This window comes from Serinicoccus sp. CUA-874 (assembly GCF_001942225.1).
Classification (GTDB): domain Bacteria; phylum Actinomycetota; class Actinomycetes; order Actinomycetales; family Dermatophilaceae; genus Ornithinicoccus; species Ornithinicoccus marinus.
This window is the reverse complement of record NZ_MKJZ01000037.1, coordinates 199,507-215,035: the sequence shown is the minus strand read 5'-3', so window position 1 is coordinate 215,035 and position 15,529 is coordinate 199,507. Positions and strand designations below refer to the sequence as shown.

General features: G+C 73.6%; 16 protein-coding genes and 1 pseudogene. 7 read left to right on the top strand and 10 right to left on the bottom strand.

Annotated elements, in window-relative coordinates; all coding sequences use genetic code 11:
• Positions 1 to 35 precede the first annotated feature (35 nt).
• The gene (locus BJF80_RS15650) at positions 36 to 749 is read left to right on the top strand and encodes a VldE C-terminal domain-containing protein (RefSeq protein ID WP_075814986.1); all 714 of its coding nucleotides are present in this window, start codon (positions 36 to 38) and stop codon (positions 747 to 749) included.
• Positions 750 to 883: 134 nt separating this feature from the next.
• Here BJF80_RS15650 and BJF80_RS21320 read toward each other — a convergent pair whose 3' ends face one another.
• The 3 genes and pseudogenes from BJF80_RS21320 to BJF80_RS15635 all read right to left on the bottom strand — a co-directional run bounded on the left by BJF80_RS21320 (position 884) and on the right by BJF80_RS15635 (position 3,790).
• Positions 884 to 1,288 carry a LutC/YkgG family protein gene (locus BJF80_RS21320; protein WP_321166429.1) on the bottom strand — a complete coding sequence of 135 codons (405 nt, stop codon included), beginning with the start codon at positions 1,286 to 1,288 and terminating at the stop codon, positions 884 to 886.
• A gap of 239 nt (positions 1,289 to 1,527) precedes the next feature.
• Positions 1,528 to 2,960 (bottom strand): annotated as a pseudogene (locus BJF80_RS15640) (LutB/LldF family L-lactate oxidation iron-sulfur protein).
• Between the two features lie 41 nt (positions 2,961 to 3,001).
• The gene (locus BJF80_RS15635) at positions 3,002 to 3,790 is read right to left on the bottom strand and encodes a (Fe-S)-binding protein (RefSeq protein WP_022924290.1); all 789 of its coding nucleotides are present in this window, start codon (positions 3,788 to 3,790) and stop codon (positions 3,002 to 3,004) included.
• Between the two features lie 104 nt (positions 3,791 to 3,894).
• Here BJF80_RS15635 and BJF80_RS15630 point away from each other — a divergent pair, with 104 nt between their 5' ends.
• Positions 3,895 to 4,392: an acyl-CoA thioesterase gene (locus BJF80_RS15630; RefSeq protein WP_075814982.1), complete on the top strand. Its 498-nt coding sequence runs from the start codon at positions 3,895 to 3,897 to the stop codon at positions 4,390 to 4,392.
• On the top strand, positions 4,389 to 5,099 hold the full coding sequence (locus BJF80_RS15625) for a DUF8185 domain-containing protein (RefSeq protein ID WP_075814980.1): 711 nt from the start codon (positions 4,389 to 4,391) through the stop codon (positions 5,097 to 5,099). Before BJF80_RS15630 ends, BJF80_RS15625 begins: the two co-directional genes overlap by 4 nt.
• 111 nt (positions 5,100 to 5,210) lie before the next feature.
• On the opposite strand, the gene BJF80_RS15620 is transcribed toward BJF80_RS15625, so the two are convergent.
• On the bottom strand, positions 5,211 to 5,750 hold the full coding sequence (locus tag BJF80_RS15620; protein WP_237767661.1) for a winged helix-turn-helix domain-containing protein: 540 nt from the start codon (positions 5,748 to 5,750) through the stop codon (positions 5,211 to 5,213).
• Positions 5,747 to 6,346, bottom strand: a complete 600-nt coding sequence (locus BJF80_RS15615; RefSeq protein WP_075814978.1) for a hypothetical protein — start codon at positions 6,344 to 6,346, stop codon at positions 5,747 to 5,749. Before BJF80_RS15615 ends, BJF80_RS15620 begins: the two co-directional genes overlap by 4 nt.
• A 60-nt stretch (positions 6,347 to 6,406) precedes the next feature.
• On the opposite strand from BJF80_RS15615, the gene BJF80_RS15610 reads away from it, so the two are divergent.
• From BJF80_RS15610 to BJF80_RS21310, 3 genes are all read left to right on the top strand, one after another.
• Positions 6,407 to 7,669 (top strand): MFS transporter, encoded by a 1,263-nt coding sequence (locus tag BJF80_RS15610; RefSeq protein WP_075814976.1) that lies wholly within the window; start codon positions 6,407 to 6,409, stop codon positions 7,667 to 7,669.
• Between the two features lie 107 nt (positions 7,670 to 7,776).
• Positions 7,777 to 8,580: a hemolysin family protein gene (locus tag BJF80_RS21315; protein WP_321166427.1), complete on the top strand. Its 804-nt coding sequence runs from the start codon at positions 7,777 to 7,779 to the stop codon at positions 8,578 to 8,580.
• Positions 8,493 to 9,095, top strand: a complete 603-nt coding sequence (locus tag BJF80_RS21310) for a transporter associated domain-containing protein (protein ID WP_321166426.1) — start codon at positions 8,493 to 8,495, stop codon at positions 9,093 to 9,095. The genes BJF80_RS21315 and BJF80_RS21310 overlap by 88 nt, the downstream gene beginning before the upstream one ends.
• A gap of 84 nt (positions 9,096 to 9,179) precedes the next feature.
• Here BJF80_RS21310 and BJF80_RS15600 read toward each other — a convergent pair whose 3' ends face one another.
• From BJF80_RS15600 to BJF80_RS15580, 5 genes are all read right to left on the bottom strand, one after another.
• Positions 9,180 to 9,869 (bottom strand): aspartate/glutamate racemase family protein, encoded by a 690-nt coding sequence (locus BJF80_RS15600; protein WP_075814974.1) that lies wholly within the window; start codon positions 9,867 to 9,869, stop codon positions 9,180 to 9,182.
• 21 nt (positions 9,870 to 9,890) lie between these two features.
• Positions 9,891 to 10,760: a hypothetical protein gene (locus BJF80_RS15595; RefSeq protein WP_075814972.1), complete on the bottom strand. Its 870-nt coding sequence runs from the start codon at positions 10,758 to 10,760 to the stop codon at positions 9,891 to 9,893.
• Positions 10,757 to 11,260: a SigE family RNA polymerase sigma factor gene (locus BJF80_RS15590; protein ID WP_237767660.1), complete on the bottom strand. Its 504-nt coding sequence runs from the start codon at positions 11,258 to 11,260 to the stop codon at positions 10,757 to 10,759. The genes BJF80_RS15595 and BJF80_RS15590 overlap by 4 nt, the downstream gene beginning before the upstream one ends.
• 132 nt (positions 11,261 to 11,392) lie before the next feature.
• The gene (locus BJF80_RS15585; protein ID WP_075814968.1) at positions 11,393 to 13,156 is read right to left on the bottom strand and encodes a glycoside hydrolase family 13 protein; all 1,764 of its coding nucleotides are present in this window, start codon (positions 13,154 to 13,156) and stop codon (positions 11,393 to 11,395) included.
• A 60-nt stretch (positions 13,157 to 13,216) separates the two neighbouring features.
• The gene (locus BJF80_RS15580) at positions 13,217 to 13,627 is read right to left on the bottom strand and encodes a globin (RefSeq protein ID WP_075814966.1); all 411 of its coding nucleotides are present in this window, start codon (positions 13,625 to 13,627) and stop codon (positions 13,217 to 13,219) included.
• A gap of 96 nt (positions 13,628 to 13,723) precedes the next feature.
• Between BJF80_RS15580 and BJF80_RS15575 the strand changes: the two genes are divergently transcribed.
• The gene (locus BJF80_RS15575) at positions 13,724 to 15,508 is read left to right on the top strand and encodes an alpha-amylase family glycosyl hydrolase (protein ID WP_158068552.1); all 1,785 of its coding nucleotides are present in this window, start codon (positions 13,724 to 13,726) and stop codon (positions 15,506 to 15,508) included.
• The last annotated feature ends 21 nt before the right edge of the window (positions 15,509 to 15,529 follow it).

The window sequence follows — 15,529 nt, the reverse complement described above, 5'->3', positions numbered from 1 at the left end:
AGCCGCGGGCCAGCAGCGCACGGCACGATGGTGGTATGCCCCCACCCACCCCGCCCCGGCGGACCCGGGTCGCCGTCGTCGCCCTGGTGCTGCTCGCCGCGGTGGCGGTGCTCGCCTGGCGGCCGGTGGTCGGGTGGGCCGAGCGGGCCGCGGCGCCGTGCTCGGTCGTCGTGGCCGGTGAGCGGGTGCCGCTGGACCGGGAGCAGGCGCAGGCCGCGGCCGCGACGGCCGCCGGCGACGGTGACGTGGCCGCCCCGGCCGGGGCGGGCATACCGGAGGGCGTCGTCGAGGCCGTCAGGGGCGCTCGCGAGAGCACCGCGCTGACCTGCCGGACGAGCGCCCCCGACGTCGTGGCGCAGGAGCTTACCGCCGACGGCCTCACGCCGCGGGCCCAGACCGTGCTCGAGGAGGTCCGGCGCTCCTTCCCCGAGCTGCCCACCGGCGGCTTCGCCCCCGGCGGGGTCGACTCCGGCCACGGCGCGGAGTCCACGCACTACGACGGACGGGCGGTCGACGTCTTCCTCCGGCCCGTGAGCGAGGCCAACCGGGACCGCGGCTGGATCCTCGCGCAGTGGCTCGTGGCGCACGCCGAGGAGCTGGCGGTGCAGTACGTCATCTTCGACGACCACTACTGGGGGGTGCGTGAGTCGGTCCGGGGCTGGCAGGACTACCGCGTCCCCGGCGGCTCGCAGGACCCGGTGCTGCGCCACCTCGACCACGTCCACGTCGACGTGCTGCGGGGGGAGTGACGCCGGATCGGCGATGGGGGCAGGTGGGCCACACCCTCGGCGTCCTGAGCAGAGAAACACTGTCCACACAGGCGCTGCAGCACGCGTCCCGAGCACTCTTCTCTGCTCAGGTCCTCGGGGAGCGGCAGGGCAGCTCAGCCCACCACGACGACGTCGAGGACGCGGGGCCCGTGGACGCCCTCGACCCGGTCCAGCTCGATGTCGCTGGTCGCGCTCGGGCCGCTGATCCAGGTCAACGGGCGGGCAGGGTCCAGGAGGGCGACCGCCTCGGGCACGTCGTGGACGACCTGGTCGGCGCGGATCACGCAGACGTGCTGGTCGGGCACGAGGGTGAGCGCCCGGCGGCCCTGGTCCTCGGTGTGGTCCAGCACGATGGTGCCGGTGGTCGCGATGCCGACGCGGGCCGCCGTCACCACCGCGTCGATCTCGTCCAGCGCGCCAGGGCTCAGCGGGCTGCCGTCCTCACCGGTGTCGCGGCGCAGCCACATCCCGGCCGCCTGCGAGGGCTCCACCCAGGTCGCCTCCAGCCCGTCGGGCACGAGCACGGCGTGCGCCCGGCCGCGGGCCAGCGCAGCGGCCACCTCCGCTCCGACCCGGTCCGGGGCGCAGCGGACGACGGTGGCGCGGTAGTCGGCGACGTTGTCCACGAAGAGGTCCAGGGTCCCCGCCGCGGACGCCGGGGCGGCCGAGATGGTCGGCACCTCGCCGCGCGCGCCGACAGGGGTGGTCACGTCGGCGGTGGCCTCGCGCAGCCGCGCCAGGATCTCCTCGCGCGCGCTCACGCGTCCTCCCCGGTATGCCCGTCGTTGCGGTGGGTGCGCGCCCACCACTGCCGGAAGGTCTCGGTGGGTGGGGTCGGCACGTCGCGCGCTGGGCCCAGGCGCCCAGACCCGGCACCGACCGGATGGTCCGGTCGCCGAGCAGCCGACCGCCGATCGTGGCCGCCTTCTGCGCGGCCTCGAGCCGGCGGTGGTCGCCGAAGACCCAGGAGGCGGCGCGCATACCCGCGGCCTCCGCGCTGCGCCCACTGGCCTCGTCGACGACCTGGGTGCGCAGGTGGACCAGGAGGGAGGGGATGTCGATCCGCACCGGGCAGGCCTCGAAGCAGGCGCCGCACAGCGAGCTGGCGTAGGGCAGGCTCTTGTCGACGTCGGAGGAGACACCGCGCAGCTGCGGGTTGAGCACCGCGCCGATGGGCCCGGGGTAGACCGAGCCGTAGGCGTGCCCGCCGGCCCGCTCGTAGACCGGACAGACGTTGAGGCAGGCCGAGCAGCGGATACAGCGCAGCGCCTCCCGGCCGACCTCGTCGGCGAGCACCCGGCTGCGGCCGTTGTCGAGGAGCACGACGTGCACCTCCTGCGGCCCGTCGCCGGGGGTGACGCCGGTCCAGGTGGAGGTGTAGGGGTTCATCCGCTCGCCGGTGCTGGAGCGGGGCAGCAACTGCATCATCGTGCCGAGGTCGGCGAAGGTCGGCAGCACCTTCTCCACCCCGACGATGCTCACCAGCGTCTGGGGGAGCGTGAGGCACATGCGGCCGTTGCCCTCGGACTCGACGACGACGAGCGTGCCGGTGTCGGCGACCGCGAAGTTGGCGCCGGAGACGGCGACCTTGGCGCGCAGGAACTTCTCCCGCAGGTGCAGCCGTGCCGCCTCGGCCAGCCGCGCCGGCTCGTCGGTGAGGTCCTCGGGCGCGGCCCGCCCGGCCCCGCCCATCTCGCGCCGGAAGATCTCCCGGATCTCGGCCCGGTTGCGGTGGATGGCCGGCACCAGGATGTGGCTGGGGCGGTCCTCGCCGAGCTGCACGATGAGCTCGGCCAGGTCGGTCTCCCAGGCGGCGATCCCGGCCTCCTCGAGCGCCTCGTTGAGCTCGATCTCCTGGGTGGCCATCGACTTGACCTTGACCACCTCGTCGGTGCCCTGGGCCCGGGCGACGTCGATGACGACCTGGTTGGCCTCGGCCGCGTCGCGGGCCCAGTGCACGGTCGCGCCGCGCGCGGTGAGGTTGGCCTCGAGCTGCTCGAGGTAGTCGGGCAGGTGGTGCAGCGCCTCGTCCTTGGCGTCCGCCCCGGCAACGCGCAGCGCCTCCCAGTCAGCGACCTCGCCCACCACGGCGGCCCGCTTGGCGCGGATCGTGGCGGTCGCGTGCGCGAGGTTGCGGCGCTGCTGGGTGTCGGCGAGGGCGCCCTTCGCGGCGCGCTGGAAGGAGGGCATGCCGAGGAAGGTGGACGACGTCTGCTGCGCCGGTATGCCGCTCACGCCGGGTCCTCCTCGGTCGCGGCGAGGATCTGCGCGAGGTGCACGGTGCGCACTCCCGAGCGCTGCCGGTCCAGGATCCCACCGATGTGCGCCAGGCAGGAGTTGTCGCCCGCGGCGAGCACCTCGGCGCCGGTGTCGCGGACGTGCCGGGCCTTGTCGGCGCCCATGGCGATGGAGGTGTCGGCGTTCTTCACCGCGAAGGTCCCGCCGAAGCCGCAGCACTCGGTCGCGCGCGGCAGCTCGACGAGGTCCAGGCCCCGCACCTCGCGCAGCAGCCGCAGCGGCTTGTCGCCGACCCCGAGCATGCGCAGGCTGTGGCAGGTGGGGTGGTAGGTGACCCGGTGCGGGTAGTAGGCCCCGACGTCGGTGACCCCGAGCACGTCGACGAGGAACTCGGACAGCTCGCGCACCCGCGGGGCCCGCTCCTCGACCTCGCGCTCCAGCCCGTGGTCACCGGCCCGTCGGGCCAGCATGGCGTGCTGCTCCCGGACCGATCCGACGCAGGAGCCGCTGGGCGCGACCACGTGGTCGAAGCCGTCGAAGACGTCGACGAAGCGGCGCACGAGCGGGGTGGCGGCGTCGGCATACCCGGTGTTGGTGAACATCTGCCCGCAGCACGTCTGCTCCCGCGGAAAGGCCACGCGGCAGCCCAGGCGCTCGAGCAGGGTGACGGTGGCGCGCGGGGCCTCGGGCCACATCGTGTCGTTGAAGCACGTCGCGAACAACGCGACGCTCACCCCGGTGCCGGGGCGGTCGCGGTCCGTGCCGACATCGGTGGCGGTCATCGGTCTCCTCGTGTCGCAGGGTCCCCGCCCACGCTACCAGTCGCCGGGATCGAGGGTCGGCACCCGTGGCCCCCGCCACGCGGGCGTCGCGACACAATGGCGCCATGAGCACCTCCCTGCCCGACGTCCCCGAGGTGGCCTCGGTCTTCGACATCACCGTGCGCTGGTCGGACCTGGACGCCTACGCCCACGTCAACAACGTGCAGTACCTCCGGCTCTTCGAGGAGGCCCGGGTCTACGCCTTCAAGGCGTGGTTCGGTCAGGGCCGTGACCTCATCGACGAGGGGATGCTCGTGGTCTCGCAGGCGATCGACTACCTGCTGCCGATGGAGTTCGCCTATGCCCCCGCCCGGGTCGCGGTGTGGTGCGGCGGGGTCGGGGGCGCCAGCTTCGAGCTCGGGTATGCCGTCGCCGGGCCGGAGGGGGACGACACCGTCTATGCGCGGGGCCGGGTGAGCCTGGTCGCCTACGACCTGCGGCAGCAGCGGCCGCGGCGGCTCGGGGCGGAGGAGCGGGAGGCGCTGGCCGCGGTGACCGGCCCGAGCCCCGTGCTGCGCAGCGACCGGTCGGTCGGCGGAGGGGCCCGCGGGGCGACCGGGTGAGCGGCGGCTCGAGGCTCGCCTTCCCGGACGGGGAGGGCTTGGCCGACCTCGCGACGTACGCGCGGCGGGCATCGGTGCTGGACGAGGATGGCGCCATCCGGCTGCAGGTGACCGGCGGTGCGCGTCCGGTGCTGGGCGCCTGGGTGTGCGTGCTGCCCGGTCAGGGCGTGCTGCGCTCGGGGCTCGTGCTGGGGCTGCGGGCGATGGCGCTCGCGACCGGGCAGGAGGCGCTCGACGTCACCGTGCCGCTGGCCGGGCTGGCCGACCGCTTCGCGAGGCGGGCCTCGACCGGGGACGTGTCGATGACGCTGCCGGTGCCGCCGACGACGGTCACGCCGCCCTGGACTGCGCTCTCGCCGCCCATGGGTGGCTGGGAGCGGGTCGACGAGATCGCGCCGGAGCTGCTGGCGCAGGGGGCGCGTGACGGAATCGCCGAGGTGGCGCAGGGCTCGCCCGAGGGCTCCGGCTCGGCGGCCGTGGGCGCACTGCGGGCCCGGGTGTGGGGGCGACCGCTGCCGGGGACCGGTGGGTCTGGCGAGGGAGCGGGCGCTGCGGTGCCGGCCGGGGCAGCGCTCGCCGCGCACGCGCTCGGCTTCCTCCCGCCGGACGGGGCTGGCCTACCTCCCGGGGCCGCGGCATTCGTCCACCGCAACGGCCCCTGGCTGCGGGTGTCGACCGCGGCAGGCCACGTCGTGCTGCGGCCGTGAGCTTTGGACATCGGGAAGTGGTGCCCCCGCCCCGGAAACCGATGTCCAGATCCGTGGGCCGGCCGGAGGCCGACCGGTCCGGGTCAGGCCGTCAGTCGCCGGGCTGGGCGCTCAGGGCCTCCGGGTGGAGGGCGAGGAAGAACGACCACGCTCGGCGCTGGGGTCCCGCGGCCGGCCGTGGAACTCGTCGACCAGCTCGGCGAGCCGGCGGCGGAAGTCCGCCAGCTCCTCCGGTGGCAGCCTGAGTCGGAGGCGGGTCAGCGTGACGTCGGCGCGGTCCGCGGGCACCTGCCCGAGCTCGGCGACGAAGGCCTCGACCATGCTATGAGAGATGGCCGGGGTTCGGGCATACCAGGAACGGCCGGTGGCGCGGTAGGGGATCTCCCGCGCGCCGCGCCGTCCGCGCCGCGGCTCCAGCGCCTCGAGAAAGCCGGTGTCGACGAGGGTGCGGACGTGGTGCAGACACGTGGCGGGGTTGAGCCCGAGGGCGTCGGCGATCTCCCGGTTGGTGAGCGGCTCGTCCAGGGCCAGGCGCAGCATCCGCAGCCGCAGCCCGGAGGCCAGGGCGCGGGCCTCGGCGTCGGTGGCGTCGAAGGGCTCCGGCGCCGGGGTGCCCGACGCCGACGTGGGGTCCTGGCGCGCCGGGGTCACCGGACCGCCCCGGAGCGGCGCATGAGCTCGCCGAGGAGATGGGCATACCCCCGGGCGTCGTCGATGGCGCGATGGGTATGCGCAACGTCGCCGAGCCAGTCCGCCGGCAGCGTGTGCGGCGAGATCTCGCCGACCGGGCGGCCGAGGACGGCGGCGGCGTAGCTGCGCAGGCAGAGCGCGCCGTGGTCGAAGAGGGTCTCGGTCTCGTAGGGACCCATGGTGAGGCCGTAGCGGGTGAAGCGCCGCAGGTAGAGGTCGATCCACGGGCCGTCGAGGGCGATCGGGGAGGCGGCGAAGGCCCGCGGACGGGGGAGTGCCGCGACCCAGTCGACCCAGCGGGCCATGACCTCCGGCACCGGCTCCGGGTCGGTGGTGCACGCGGCCCAGGCCTCGGGGTGCCCCTGGAACCACGCGAGCGTGTCGGGGTCGGGCGCGGCGCCCGGCAGCGGCTCGAGCACCGCCTCGAAGGTGTCGACCTCCTCGCCGGTCTCGCGGACCGCGACGCTGGCGAAGGAGCGCATCGAGTTGGGCCCGGGCCAGGGCCCGTCGACCTCGATGTCGGTCACGATGTAGAGCCAGGAGTCGCCAGCCGCCATGCCGGCATCCTACGCAAAAGTGATTGACAGAACTCAATCACTTGCCGCAGGATCATCGGCGTGACCTCGCCCCGACCCGGCAGCCTCTGGCGCCACCACGACTTCCGCCAGCTCTGGATGGGCGACACCGTCTCGGTCTTCGGGGCGCAGTTCGTGGGCTTCGCGATGCCGCTCATGGCGGTGCAGCTGCTCGGGGCGGACGCCTTCGAGATGGGCCTGCTCGCGGCGCTGGAGTCGCTGGCCTTCCTGCTCATCGGGCTGCCCGCCGGGGCCTGGGTCGACCGGTGGCGCAAGAAGCGGGTGCTCGTGCTCGGCGACCTGTCGCGGGCCGCGCTGCTGCTCACCCTGCCGGTGGCGTGGCTGCTGGACGCGCTGACGATGTGGCAGGTCTACGTCGTGGCCTTCGGGGTCGGCTGCATCACCGTCTTCTTCGACGTCGCGAACCAGTCCTACCTGCCCGAGATCGTCGACGGTGACCAGATCAGCGACGGCAACGGCAAGCTGCAGGCCAGCCAGCAGGCGGCGTTCGTCGTCGGGCCGGCCGCGGCCTCGGTCCTCGTCCGCTGGTTCGGCTCGCCGCTCACCATCGCGGTCACCTCGGTCTGCATGGGACTGTCCTCGCTCTTCGTCAGCCGGATCCAGCACGAGGAGCCGGCGCCCGACCCCGCGGCGCGGCGCCCGCTGGCCACCGAGATCAAGGAGGGTCTGGGCTTCGTGCTCGGCCACCCGCTGCTGCGGCGCATCGTGGCCTGCACCGGGCTCACCAACTTCTCCTCCAGCGGCATCTTCGCGCTCTTCGTGCTGTATACCGTCACCACGCTGGGCTTCTCCGAGACCACCCTGGGGCTGGTGCTCTCGCTGGGGGCGGTCGGGGGCATCCTCGGCGCGGTGACGTCGGGGTGGTTCGGCCGGCTCGTCGGGGAGGGACGCTCCATCCCGTTCGCCTCGCTCCTCGGGGGCATCGCGCTGCTCAGCGTGCCGCTCGCCTCGATCCTGCCGCCGGTGCCGACGCTGCTCGTCGGCAACCTGCTCATCTCCTGGGCGGTCGTCGTCTACAACGTCGTGCAGGTCAGCTTCCGCCAGCGGCTCTGCCCCAAGCCGCTGCTGGGCCGGATGAACGCCTCGATCCGCTTCCTCGTGTGGGGCCCGATGCCCATCGGCGCCTTCCTCGGCGGCGTGCTCGGCCGCGAGCTGGGTGTGATCCCGACGCTGTGGATCTTCGCGGTCCTGTGCGTCCTGGCCTCGCTGCCGGTGCTGCTCTCACCGCTCATCGGGATGCGCGACCTGCCGCGCGAGCTGGACGCGCTCTCCCCCCGGGACTGACCGCGGCCTAGCACGACCTTCATCGGCATACTTCCCGATGGAGGTCGTGCTACCCCGACGTTGGCCCGAGCGGACCTGGGGCCGGCCGCGCGGCATACCCTGACCGCATGGATGCCGCCCTGCTGACCAACATCGCGCTGGTGCTGCTCTTCGTGCTCGTCGGGGGCGTCTTCGCGGCGACCGAGATGGCGATCGTGTCGCTGCGACCCTCGCAGGTCGACGACATCGAGCGCTCCGGCGAGCGGGGCGCGCGGATCGCCGAGCTGGTGCGCGACCCCAACACCTTCCTCTCCGCCGTCCAGGTCGGGGTCACCGTCGCCGGCTTCTTCTCCTCGGCCTTCGGCGGCGCGACGATCTCACCGTCGGTGTCGGCCTGGCTGCAGCGCCTGGGTATGCCCGAATCGGTCGCGGACCCGGTCGCCCTGGTCGCGATGACCCTCGTGATCGCCTACCTGTCCCTGGTGCTGGGTGAGCTCGCGCCGAAGCGGCTGGCGATGCAGCGCTCGGCCGGGTTCACCCGCGCGCTGGCGCCGCCGCTCGGGTTCTTCGCGACGCTGCTCCGGCCGGTCATCTGGTTCCTCTCGGTCTCGACCAACCTCGTGGTGCGGCTGCTCGGCGGCGACCCGGACGCGACCAGCGAGGAGATGACGATCGAGGAGCTGCGGCGGACCGTCGAGGACAACCGCGACCTGCGGCCCTACAGCCGCGAGATCCTCTCCGACGTCTTCCGCGCGGCCGAGCGCACCCTCGGCGACGTGCTCCGCCCGCGTCCGGACGTGCAGTTCCTCGCCGCGGACGCCACCGTCGCGAGGTCGTCGGGCCGGTGCGCGACAGCGGGCACAGCCGCTACCCGGTCACCGACCAGGGCGTCGACGACGTGCTCGGCTTCGTGCACATCCGGGACCTGCTGACCCTGCCCGAGGCCGAGCGCGAGCAGCGGAAGGTCCGCGAGGTCGTCCGCGAGATCACCGCGCTGCCGGTCACCAAGCCGGTGCTGGCCACGCTCGCGCTGCTGCGCGCCGAGCAGCAGCACCTGGCGCTCGTGGTCGACGAGCACGGCGGCACCGAGGGCATCGTCACCATCGAGGACCTCGTCGAGGAGGTCGTCGGGGAGATCTACGACGAGTACGACACCGACCGCGACCCGGAGGACTCGCTCGTCCGCGCCGGGGGGCGGGCCGTCGTGTCGGGAAGCCTCATCGTCGAGGAGCTGGAGGACGCGCTCGGGCTGGCGCTGCCGCACGGCTCCTACGAAACGGTCGCCGGGCTGGTCCTGGACCGGCTGGGGCGGCTCGCGGAGGAGGGTGACAGCGTCGCGCTCGACGACGTGCGGCTCACCGTGGTCGGGCTGGAGGGGCTGCGCATCACCGAGGTCGAGGTGGTGCGGGAGAAGGCGCCCGGGGGCGAGAGGAAGCGGCCCGGCTGAGGGCATACGTGCCGATGGTGGTGCAGGACCGTGCGTCACATCCGTGCTCCCAGCAACGGGTGTGACGCACCACTGCGCACAGGGCTACCCCAGCGCGGCGTCCAGGGCAGCCTCGACGTGCAGCGCGGTCGTGGCGAAGACGGGCACGTCGACGTCGTCGGCCCCGAGCAGCAGCTCGATCTCGGTGCAGCCGAGGATCACGCCCCGCGCCCCGCGCTCGACGAGGTCGGCGACGCCCCGCTGGTAGGCCTGCCGCGACTCCTCGCGCACGACGCCCAGGCAGAGCTCGTCGTAGATGACGCGGTGCACCAGCTCGCGGTCCGGCGCGTCCGGCACGAGCACGTCCAGGCCGTGGTCGGCGAGCCGCCCGGTGTAGAAGTCCTGCTCCATCGTGAAGGCTGTGCCGAGCAGCCCGACCCGCTCGATCCCGGCGCCCTGCACGGCCCGCGCGGTGGCGTCCGCCAGGTGCAGCAGCGGTATGCCTACGGCCGCCTGCACCTGGTCGGCCACCTTGTGCATGGTGTTGGTGCAGATGAGCAGCAGGTCCGCACCGGCCGCCTCGACGCCGCGCGCCTCGGCGGCGAGCAGCCGGCCCGCGGCCTCCCAGTCGCCGGCGACCTGCATGGCCTCGACCTGCGCGAAGTCCACCGACGCCAGGACCAGGCGGGCGGAGTGCAGACCACCCAACCTGTCCCGGACGCCCTCGTTGAGGAGGCGGTAGTACTCCGCGCTCGACTCCCAGCTCATGCCGCCCAGCAGCCCGATCGTCCGCATAGGCTGCACGCTAGCCAGGCCTCAGCGCCGCTCGACAGGCACCTGGATCTCGAGGCGGCCCTTCACGGTGACGCCGTCGGAGGAGTAGGTCGGGATCTCCAGCGGCTCCCGCTCCACCTCGCGCCAGCGCTCGAGCTCCTCCAGCGTCTCCGGGGTCGCCCCGGCGAGCTTCTCGAGGCGGCTGGCCTCGACGTACCCGCCGACCATGTCCTCGCCGCGCACCTCCACGAGGTCCGGCTCGCCCATCGGGCTGGCCACGCCGTAGGTCTGGCCGCGCTCGTTGACGCCGAACGGGATCTGGTCCACCTCCACCGGCTCCACCACCAGCTCCCAGGAGGCCTCATCGGTGACCTGGATGGTGAAGGCGCCGTCGGCCTGCTCGACCGGCACGAGGAAGGACCGCGGGAACTCCTGGTAGGCCTGCTCCGGGAGATCGTCGACGGGTCGGCAGCCGATCGTCGCAGCCCGGAAGGGCCACATCGCCAGGGCGTCGCCCTCGCAGTCGACGCGCAGCCGCAGCGCCTCGGTGCCCTCGGGCCGGCTGATGCCGGCGAGGTCGACCTCCTGCACGCCTGAGCCGGTGAAGGTCGTCGGCTCGGCGAGCGCTGTGGAGCCGAGGACGGTCCCCGGGGAGCGGTTGCTGAACTCGAACCCGGGGCTGGTGGTCTCCACGCTCCCCGCCGGGCCGGTCGGACCGGGGTCGCCGGGGATCACCTGGGTCACGCCCCAGCCTGCGAGGACGACCGCGAGGGCCCCCGCTGCGGTCACGGCGGCGGTGCGGCGACGTCGTCGGACCACCCGCTGCCCGATCTGGCCGAGGCGGTCGGCCTCGTCGGGCAGGTCCGGCGGCAGTGCCTTGAGCTGCTGGCTGAGCTGGTCGGTGGTCGTCATCGCACGTTCTCCTCCCGCTCGACGGCGGTGCGCAGACTCGCGAGCGCCTTGGCTGTCTGGCTCTTGACGGTGCCTTCCGAGCACCCCATGGCCCGTGCCGTGTCCGCAACCGACAGGTCCTCGAAGTGCCGCAGGACGACGCACTGACGCTGCCGCACGGGCAGCGCGCGCAGGGCGCGGGCCAGGTCCAGCCGGTCCGGTATGCCCCGCTGCGGGTCGTCGGTCTCCGGACGCGCCGGGCGCACGTCGCGGTCCCCGGCACCGGCGGCTGCCCTGGCGAGGTCCTCGGTCGGCCGCTCGCCGCGCCACCGCCGGGACCACCAGCTCGCGTTGGTCCGCACCATCACCCGGCGCACGTAGGCCTCCGGGTGCTGGTCGTGGATCCGGGACCAGTGCGGCCACGCCCGTGCCAGGGCGGTCTGCAGCAGGTCCTCGGCCGTGTGCGCGTCGCCGGTCAACATCCACGCGGTGCGCAGCAGGGCCGGCGAGCGCTGGGTCACGACTCGCGGAACCTTCGGGTTCACGCACCATGTCCATCCCTTCGCTCGGGTGCTCTCCTGGATGAACCGGCTGGGGGTGCGGATCGGTTGCTCGGCCGCCTCAGCCCTCGCGCCGGGCCTGCCGACCGATGCTCATGCCAGCCAGACCGTGGTGTCCCGCTGCAGCAGCCGCTGGCCGTCGGCACCGGTGTGCAGGAAGCCGCTGCAGACCAGCACGTCGCGGTCCTCGGGGACTATCACCGGGTCGTCGCCGAGGTTGGTGACCACGGTGACCGGCGGCCCGTCGGCGCGGGCGTTGGTGAACGCGACGACGTCGTCGGGCAGAGGCATACCCCCGAGGTCGGTGACCCACTCGAGTCCGCCGACGCCGAGGTCGTGCTCGCGCCGGAGCCGCAGCAGCGTGCGGTAGAGCTCGAGCGTGGACCCGGCGACGCCCTCCTGCCGGTCGACCGACAGCGGGCCGTAGAGCAGCGGCTGCGGCAGCCACGGCTCTGCGTCAGTGACGTCGCCGGTCCCGAAGCCGAAGGACGGCTGGTCCGCGACCCACGGCAGCGGTATGCGGCAGCCGTCGCGGCCGGTTTCCTCGCCCTGCGTCCGGTGGAAGGCGGGGTCCTGGCGCACGCCGTCCGGCAGCGCCGTGTGGTCCGGCAGGCCCAGTTCCTCGCCGTTGTAGAGGTAGGCCGACCCCGGCAGGGCGAGCATCATCGCGGTCGCGGCGCGGGCCCGGCGCAGCCCGAGGACGGCGTTGGGCTGCGGGTCGTCGACGCCGATGCCGTTGGGGCGGGGCGACCCGACCGGCAGGCCCATCCGGGAGGCGTGCCGGACCACGTCGTGGTTGGAGAGCACCCAGGTCGTGGGTGCGCCGACCTCCTCGGCGGCGACCAGCGAGGTCTCGATGATCCGGCGCTGGTCGGTCGCGCGCCACGGCGCCTGGAGGTAGTGGAAGTTGAAGGCCTGGTGCATCTCGTCCTCCCGGACGTAGGCCATCGTGCGCTCCTGCGTGGGCAGCCAGGCCTCGGCGCACAGGATGCGGTCCCGCGCCGGGTCGCCCTCGGGGTTGTAGGAGTCCAGCACCCGGCGCCACCCGCGGTAGACCTCGTGCACCCCGTCCTGGTCCCACATCGGGCCCAGGTCCCCGTGCACCAGCGGCTCGTCGTCGGCGCCGGCCATGACGGCCCGCTGCTCCCAGTCCGGCAGCTCCGGGTCCTTGACCAGCGAGTGCGCGACGTCGACCCGGAAGCCGTCGACGCCCCGGTCCAGCCAGAAGCGCAGGATGTCGTGGAACTCCTCGACGACCTCGGGGTTGTGCCAGTTGAGGTCGGGCTGCTTGGTGTCGAAGAGGTGGAGGTACCACTGGCCGGGCTGGCCGTCGGCCTCGGTGACCCGGGTCCAGGCGATCCCGCCGAAGATGCTCTTCCAGTTGTTGGGGGGCTCGCTGCCGTCGCCGCGGCCGTCGCGGAAGATGAAGCGCTCGCGCTCGGGGCTCCCCGGGGCGGCCGCCACGGCCTCCTCGAACCACAGGTGCTCGTCGCTCGTGTGGTTGGGCACGAGGTCGACGAGCACCCGCAGCCCCAGGTCGTGGGCCGTGGCGATGAGGCTGTCGGCGTCGTCCAGGGTGCCGAAGACCGGGTCGATGTCTCGGTAGTCCGCGACGTCATACCCCGCGTCGGCCATGGGGGAGAGGTAGAACGGGCTGATCCAGATCGCGTCCACGCCCAGCTCGGCGAGGTACGGCAACCGGGAGGTGATGCCCGGGAGGTCACCGACCCCGTCGCCGTCGTGGTCGGCGAAGCTGCGGGGGTAGACCTGGTAGATGACGGCGTGGCGCCACCAGGGCGAGTCGTGGGTCGTGGGGGCGTGGGTCGTGGGGGCGTGCGTCGAGGGGGAGGCGGTCACGCTGCGCAACGCTATGTTGCCGCGCCCCCGCCCGCGCAACTCGACCGACCGTGCGGCCGGTCAGTCCTCGGCGAGGGTGTTGACCATCGCCTGCGCGGCGTGCGCCATGTAGGCGCGCATCTGCTGCTCGTCCAGGGCGCTCATCCGGTCGCTGACGGTGTCGAGCGCGGTGTTCATGTGGTGCAGCCAGCGGTCCCGCTGCGCGGGCGTGACGCGGAACGGGTGGTGGCGCATACGCAGCCGCGGGTGGCCGCGCTGCTCGGAGTAGGTCGTGGGGCCGCCCCAGTACTGCTCGAGGAACATCCGCAGCCGGACCTCGGCCGGGCCGAGGTCCTCCTCGGGGTAGAGGTCGCGCAGCGGCGGGTCCTGGGCGACGCCGCGGTAGAACTCGCGCACCAGGACGACGAAGGTGTCGTGGCCACCGACCCGCGCGTAGACGGTGGTGGGGACGTCGGGGGAGGGCTGGGTCACCCGTCCATGGTGCCAAACCCGGACGGCCCCGGACGACGCCGCAGCAGGGCCTCGCCGGTTCCCGGGTTGTCGGCACCGGCCTCTAGGCTCGGACCCGTGCCGGCCAGATCCTCGTCCTACCCCGGTATGGGCGCGGTCCCGCACGACGACGGCGTGACCTTCCGCGTGTGGGCACCCCAGGCGCGGCAGGTCGCGGTGGTGGGCGACTTCTGCGGCTGGGACCAGCGGCGGCGCACCGTCCTCGCGAAGGACCACCACCGCTCCGGCACCTGGTCCGCCTTCGTGCCGGGGGCCGGCCCGGGCAGCCACTACCGCTTCCTCGTGCGCCGTGGCGGCCCCTACCTCTCGCGACAAGACCCGTGCGCCCGGCAGGTCACCGGTGCGCGGGGGGCCTCGGTCGTCTTCGACCCGCGGCGGATCGACTGGGGAGGAGAGCACTTCCGGGCACCGGGGTGGGACGACCTCGTCGTCTACGAGCTGCACGTGCCGACCTTCGCCGCCACGGCCGAGGGCCCCGGCACCTTCGACACCGCCATCGGGCGGCTCGACCACCTCGCCTGGCTCGGGGTCACCGCGGTCGAGGTGATGCCGCCTTTCGAGTTCGCCTCCGGGACGAGCTGGGGCTACAACCCCTCCCAGCTGTATGCCATCGAGTCCAGCTACGGCGGGCCGTGGGCCTTCGCGCGCTTCGTGCGCGAGGCCCACGCGCGGGGCATCGCGGTGCTCCTGGACGTCGTGCACAACCACGTGGGTCCGGACGGTCCCCACCTGTGGCGCTTCGACGGCGCCGCCGGGCGCCGCCGCTACGGCGGTGCGTTCTTCTACAACGACCGGCGGGCGCTCACGCCCTGGGGCGCGACCCGGCCCAACTACGACCGCAAGGCGGTGCGCAACTTCCTGCGCGACTCGGCCGTCATGTGGATGGAGGACTTCCGGGTCGACGGCCTGCGCTTCGACGGCACCAACTTCGTGCGCTCGCGCTGGGGCGACGTGCGCGATCCCGCGCACCACATCGCGGCCGGCGACCGCTACCTGGCCGCGCTCACCAGCGACCTGCGCTCGCGCCAGCCGTGGAAGCTGCTGGTCGCCGAGGACATGCAGCGCGACCTCGCGGTCACCCGGTCCCCGCAGGAGGGCGGTCTGGGCTTCCACAGCCAGTGGGACGCCGGTTTCGTGCACGCGGTCCGGGGTGCGCTGGAGGCGGTCGACGACGGCGCCCGCGACGTCCGGGCCGTCGCCGCCGCGGTCCTGGGGCAGGGCGGTCCCCTGCACGAGCGGGTGGTCTACACCGAGTCGCACGACGAGGTGGCCAACGGCCGCGCCCGGGTGCCCGAGCAGATCATGCCCGGGCAGGCGGACTCGTGGCACTCCCGCACCCGCACCGCCCTCGGGCTGGTCCTCACCCTGACCGCCCCCGGGATCCCCATGCTCTTCCAGGGCCAGGACGTGCTGGAGGACGGCTGGTTCACCGACACCCGCCCGGTCGACTGGTCCAAGGCCCACCACCGGGCCGGCTTCCTCCACCTCGTCCGGCAGCTGGTCCTGCTGCGCCGCGACACGGCCGGCACCACCGGGGGGCTGCGGGGCAGGCATACCCACGTCCTGCACGCGGACGACGGGCTGCTCGCCTACCACCGCTGGGACCGGGGAGGTCCGGGCGACGACGTCGTGGTCGTCGTCAACCTCACCACCCACCCCCGGCGCGACGTGCGTCTCGGGCTGCCGCGCGCGGCCGGTGGCGGGTCCGCTGCAACACCGACGCCCCGACCTACGGCCCTGGGCTGGGGTCTGTCCACGCGCACGACACCGACACCGAACCGCGCCCGTGGGACGGTCGCGGGGACAGCGCGCTGGTCAGCGTCGGTCCGTATGCCGCGCTGATCCTCTCGCAGGACTGATGAC

Excerpts from the sequence above, each read along its gene's own strand:
- BJF80_RS15650 (WP_075814986.1), top strand. The coding sequence starts at position 36 with ATGCCCCCACCCACCCCGCCCCGGCGGACCCGGGTCGCCGTCGTCGCC.
- BJF80_RS15600 (WP_075814974.1), bottom strand. The coding sequence starts at position 9,869 with ATGCGGACGATCGGGCTGCTGGGCGGCATGAGCTGGGAGTCGAGCGCG.
- BJF80_RS15595 (WP_075814972.1), bottom strand. The coding sequence starts at position 10,760 with ATGACGACCACCGACCAGCTCAGCCAGCAGCTCAAGGCACTGCCGCCG.
- BJF80_RS21315 (WP_321166427.1), top strand. The coding sequence starts at position 7,777 with ATGGATGCCGCCCTGCTGACCAACATCGCGCTGGTGCTGCTCTTCGTG.
- BJF80_RS15635 (WP_022924290.1), bottom strand. The coding sequence starts at position 3,790 with ATGACCGCCACCGATGTCGGCACGGACCGCGACCGCCCCGGCACCGGG.
- BJF80_RS15615 (WP_075814978.1), bottom strand. The coding sequence starts at position 6,346 with ATGGCGGCTGGCGACTCCTGGCTCTACATCGTGACCGACATCGAGGTC.
- BJF80_RS15630 (WP_075814982.1), top strand. The coding sequence starts at position 3,895 with ATGAGCACCTCCCTGCCCGACGTCCCCGAGGTGGCCTCGGTCTTCGAC.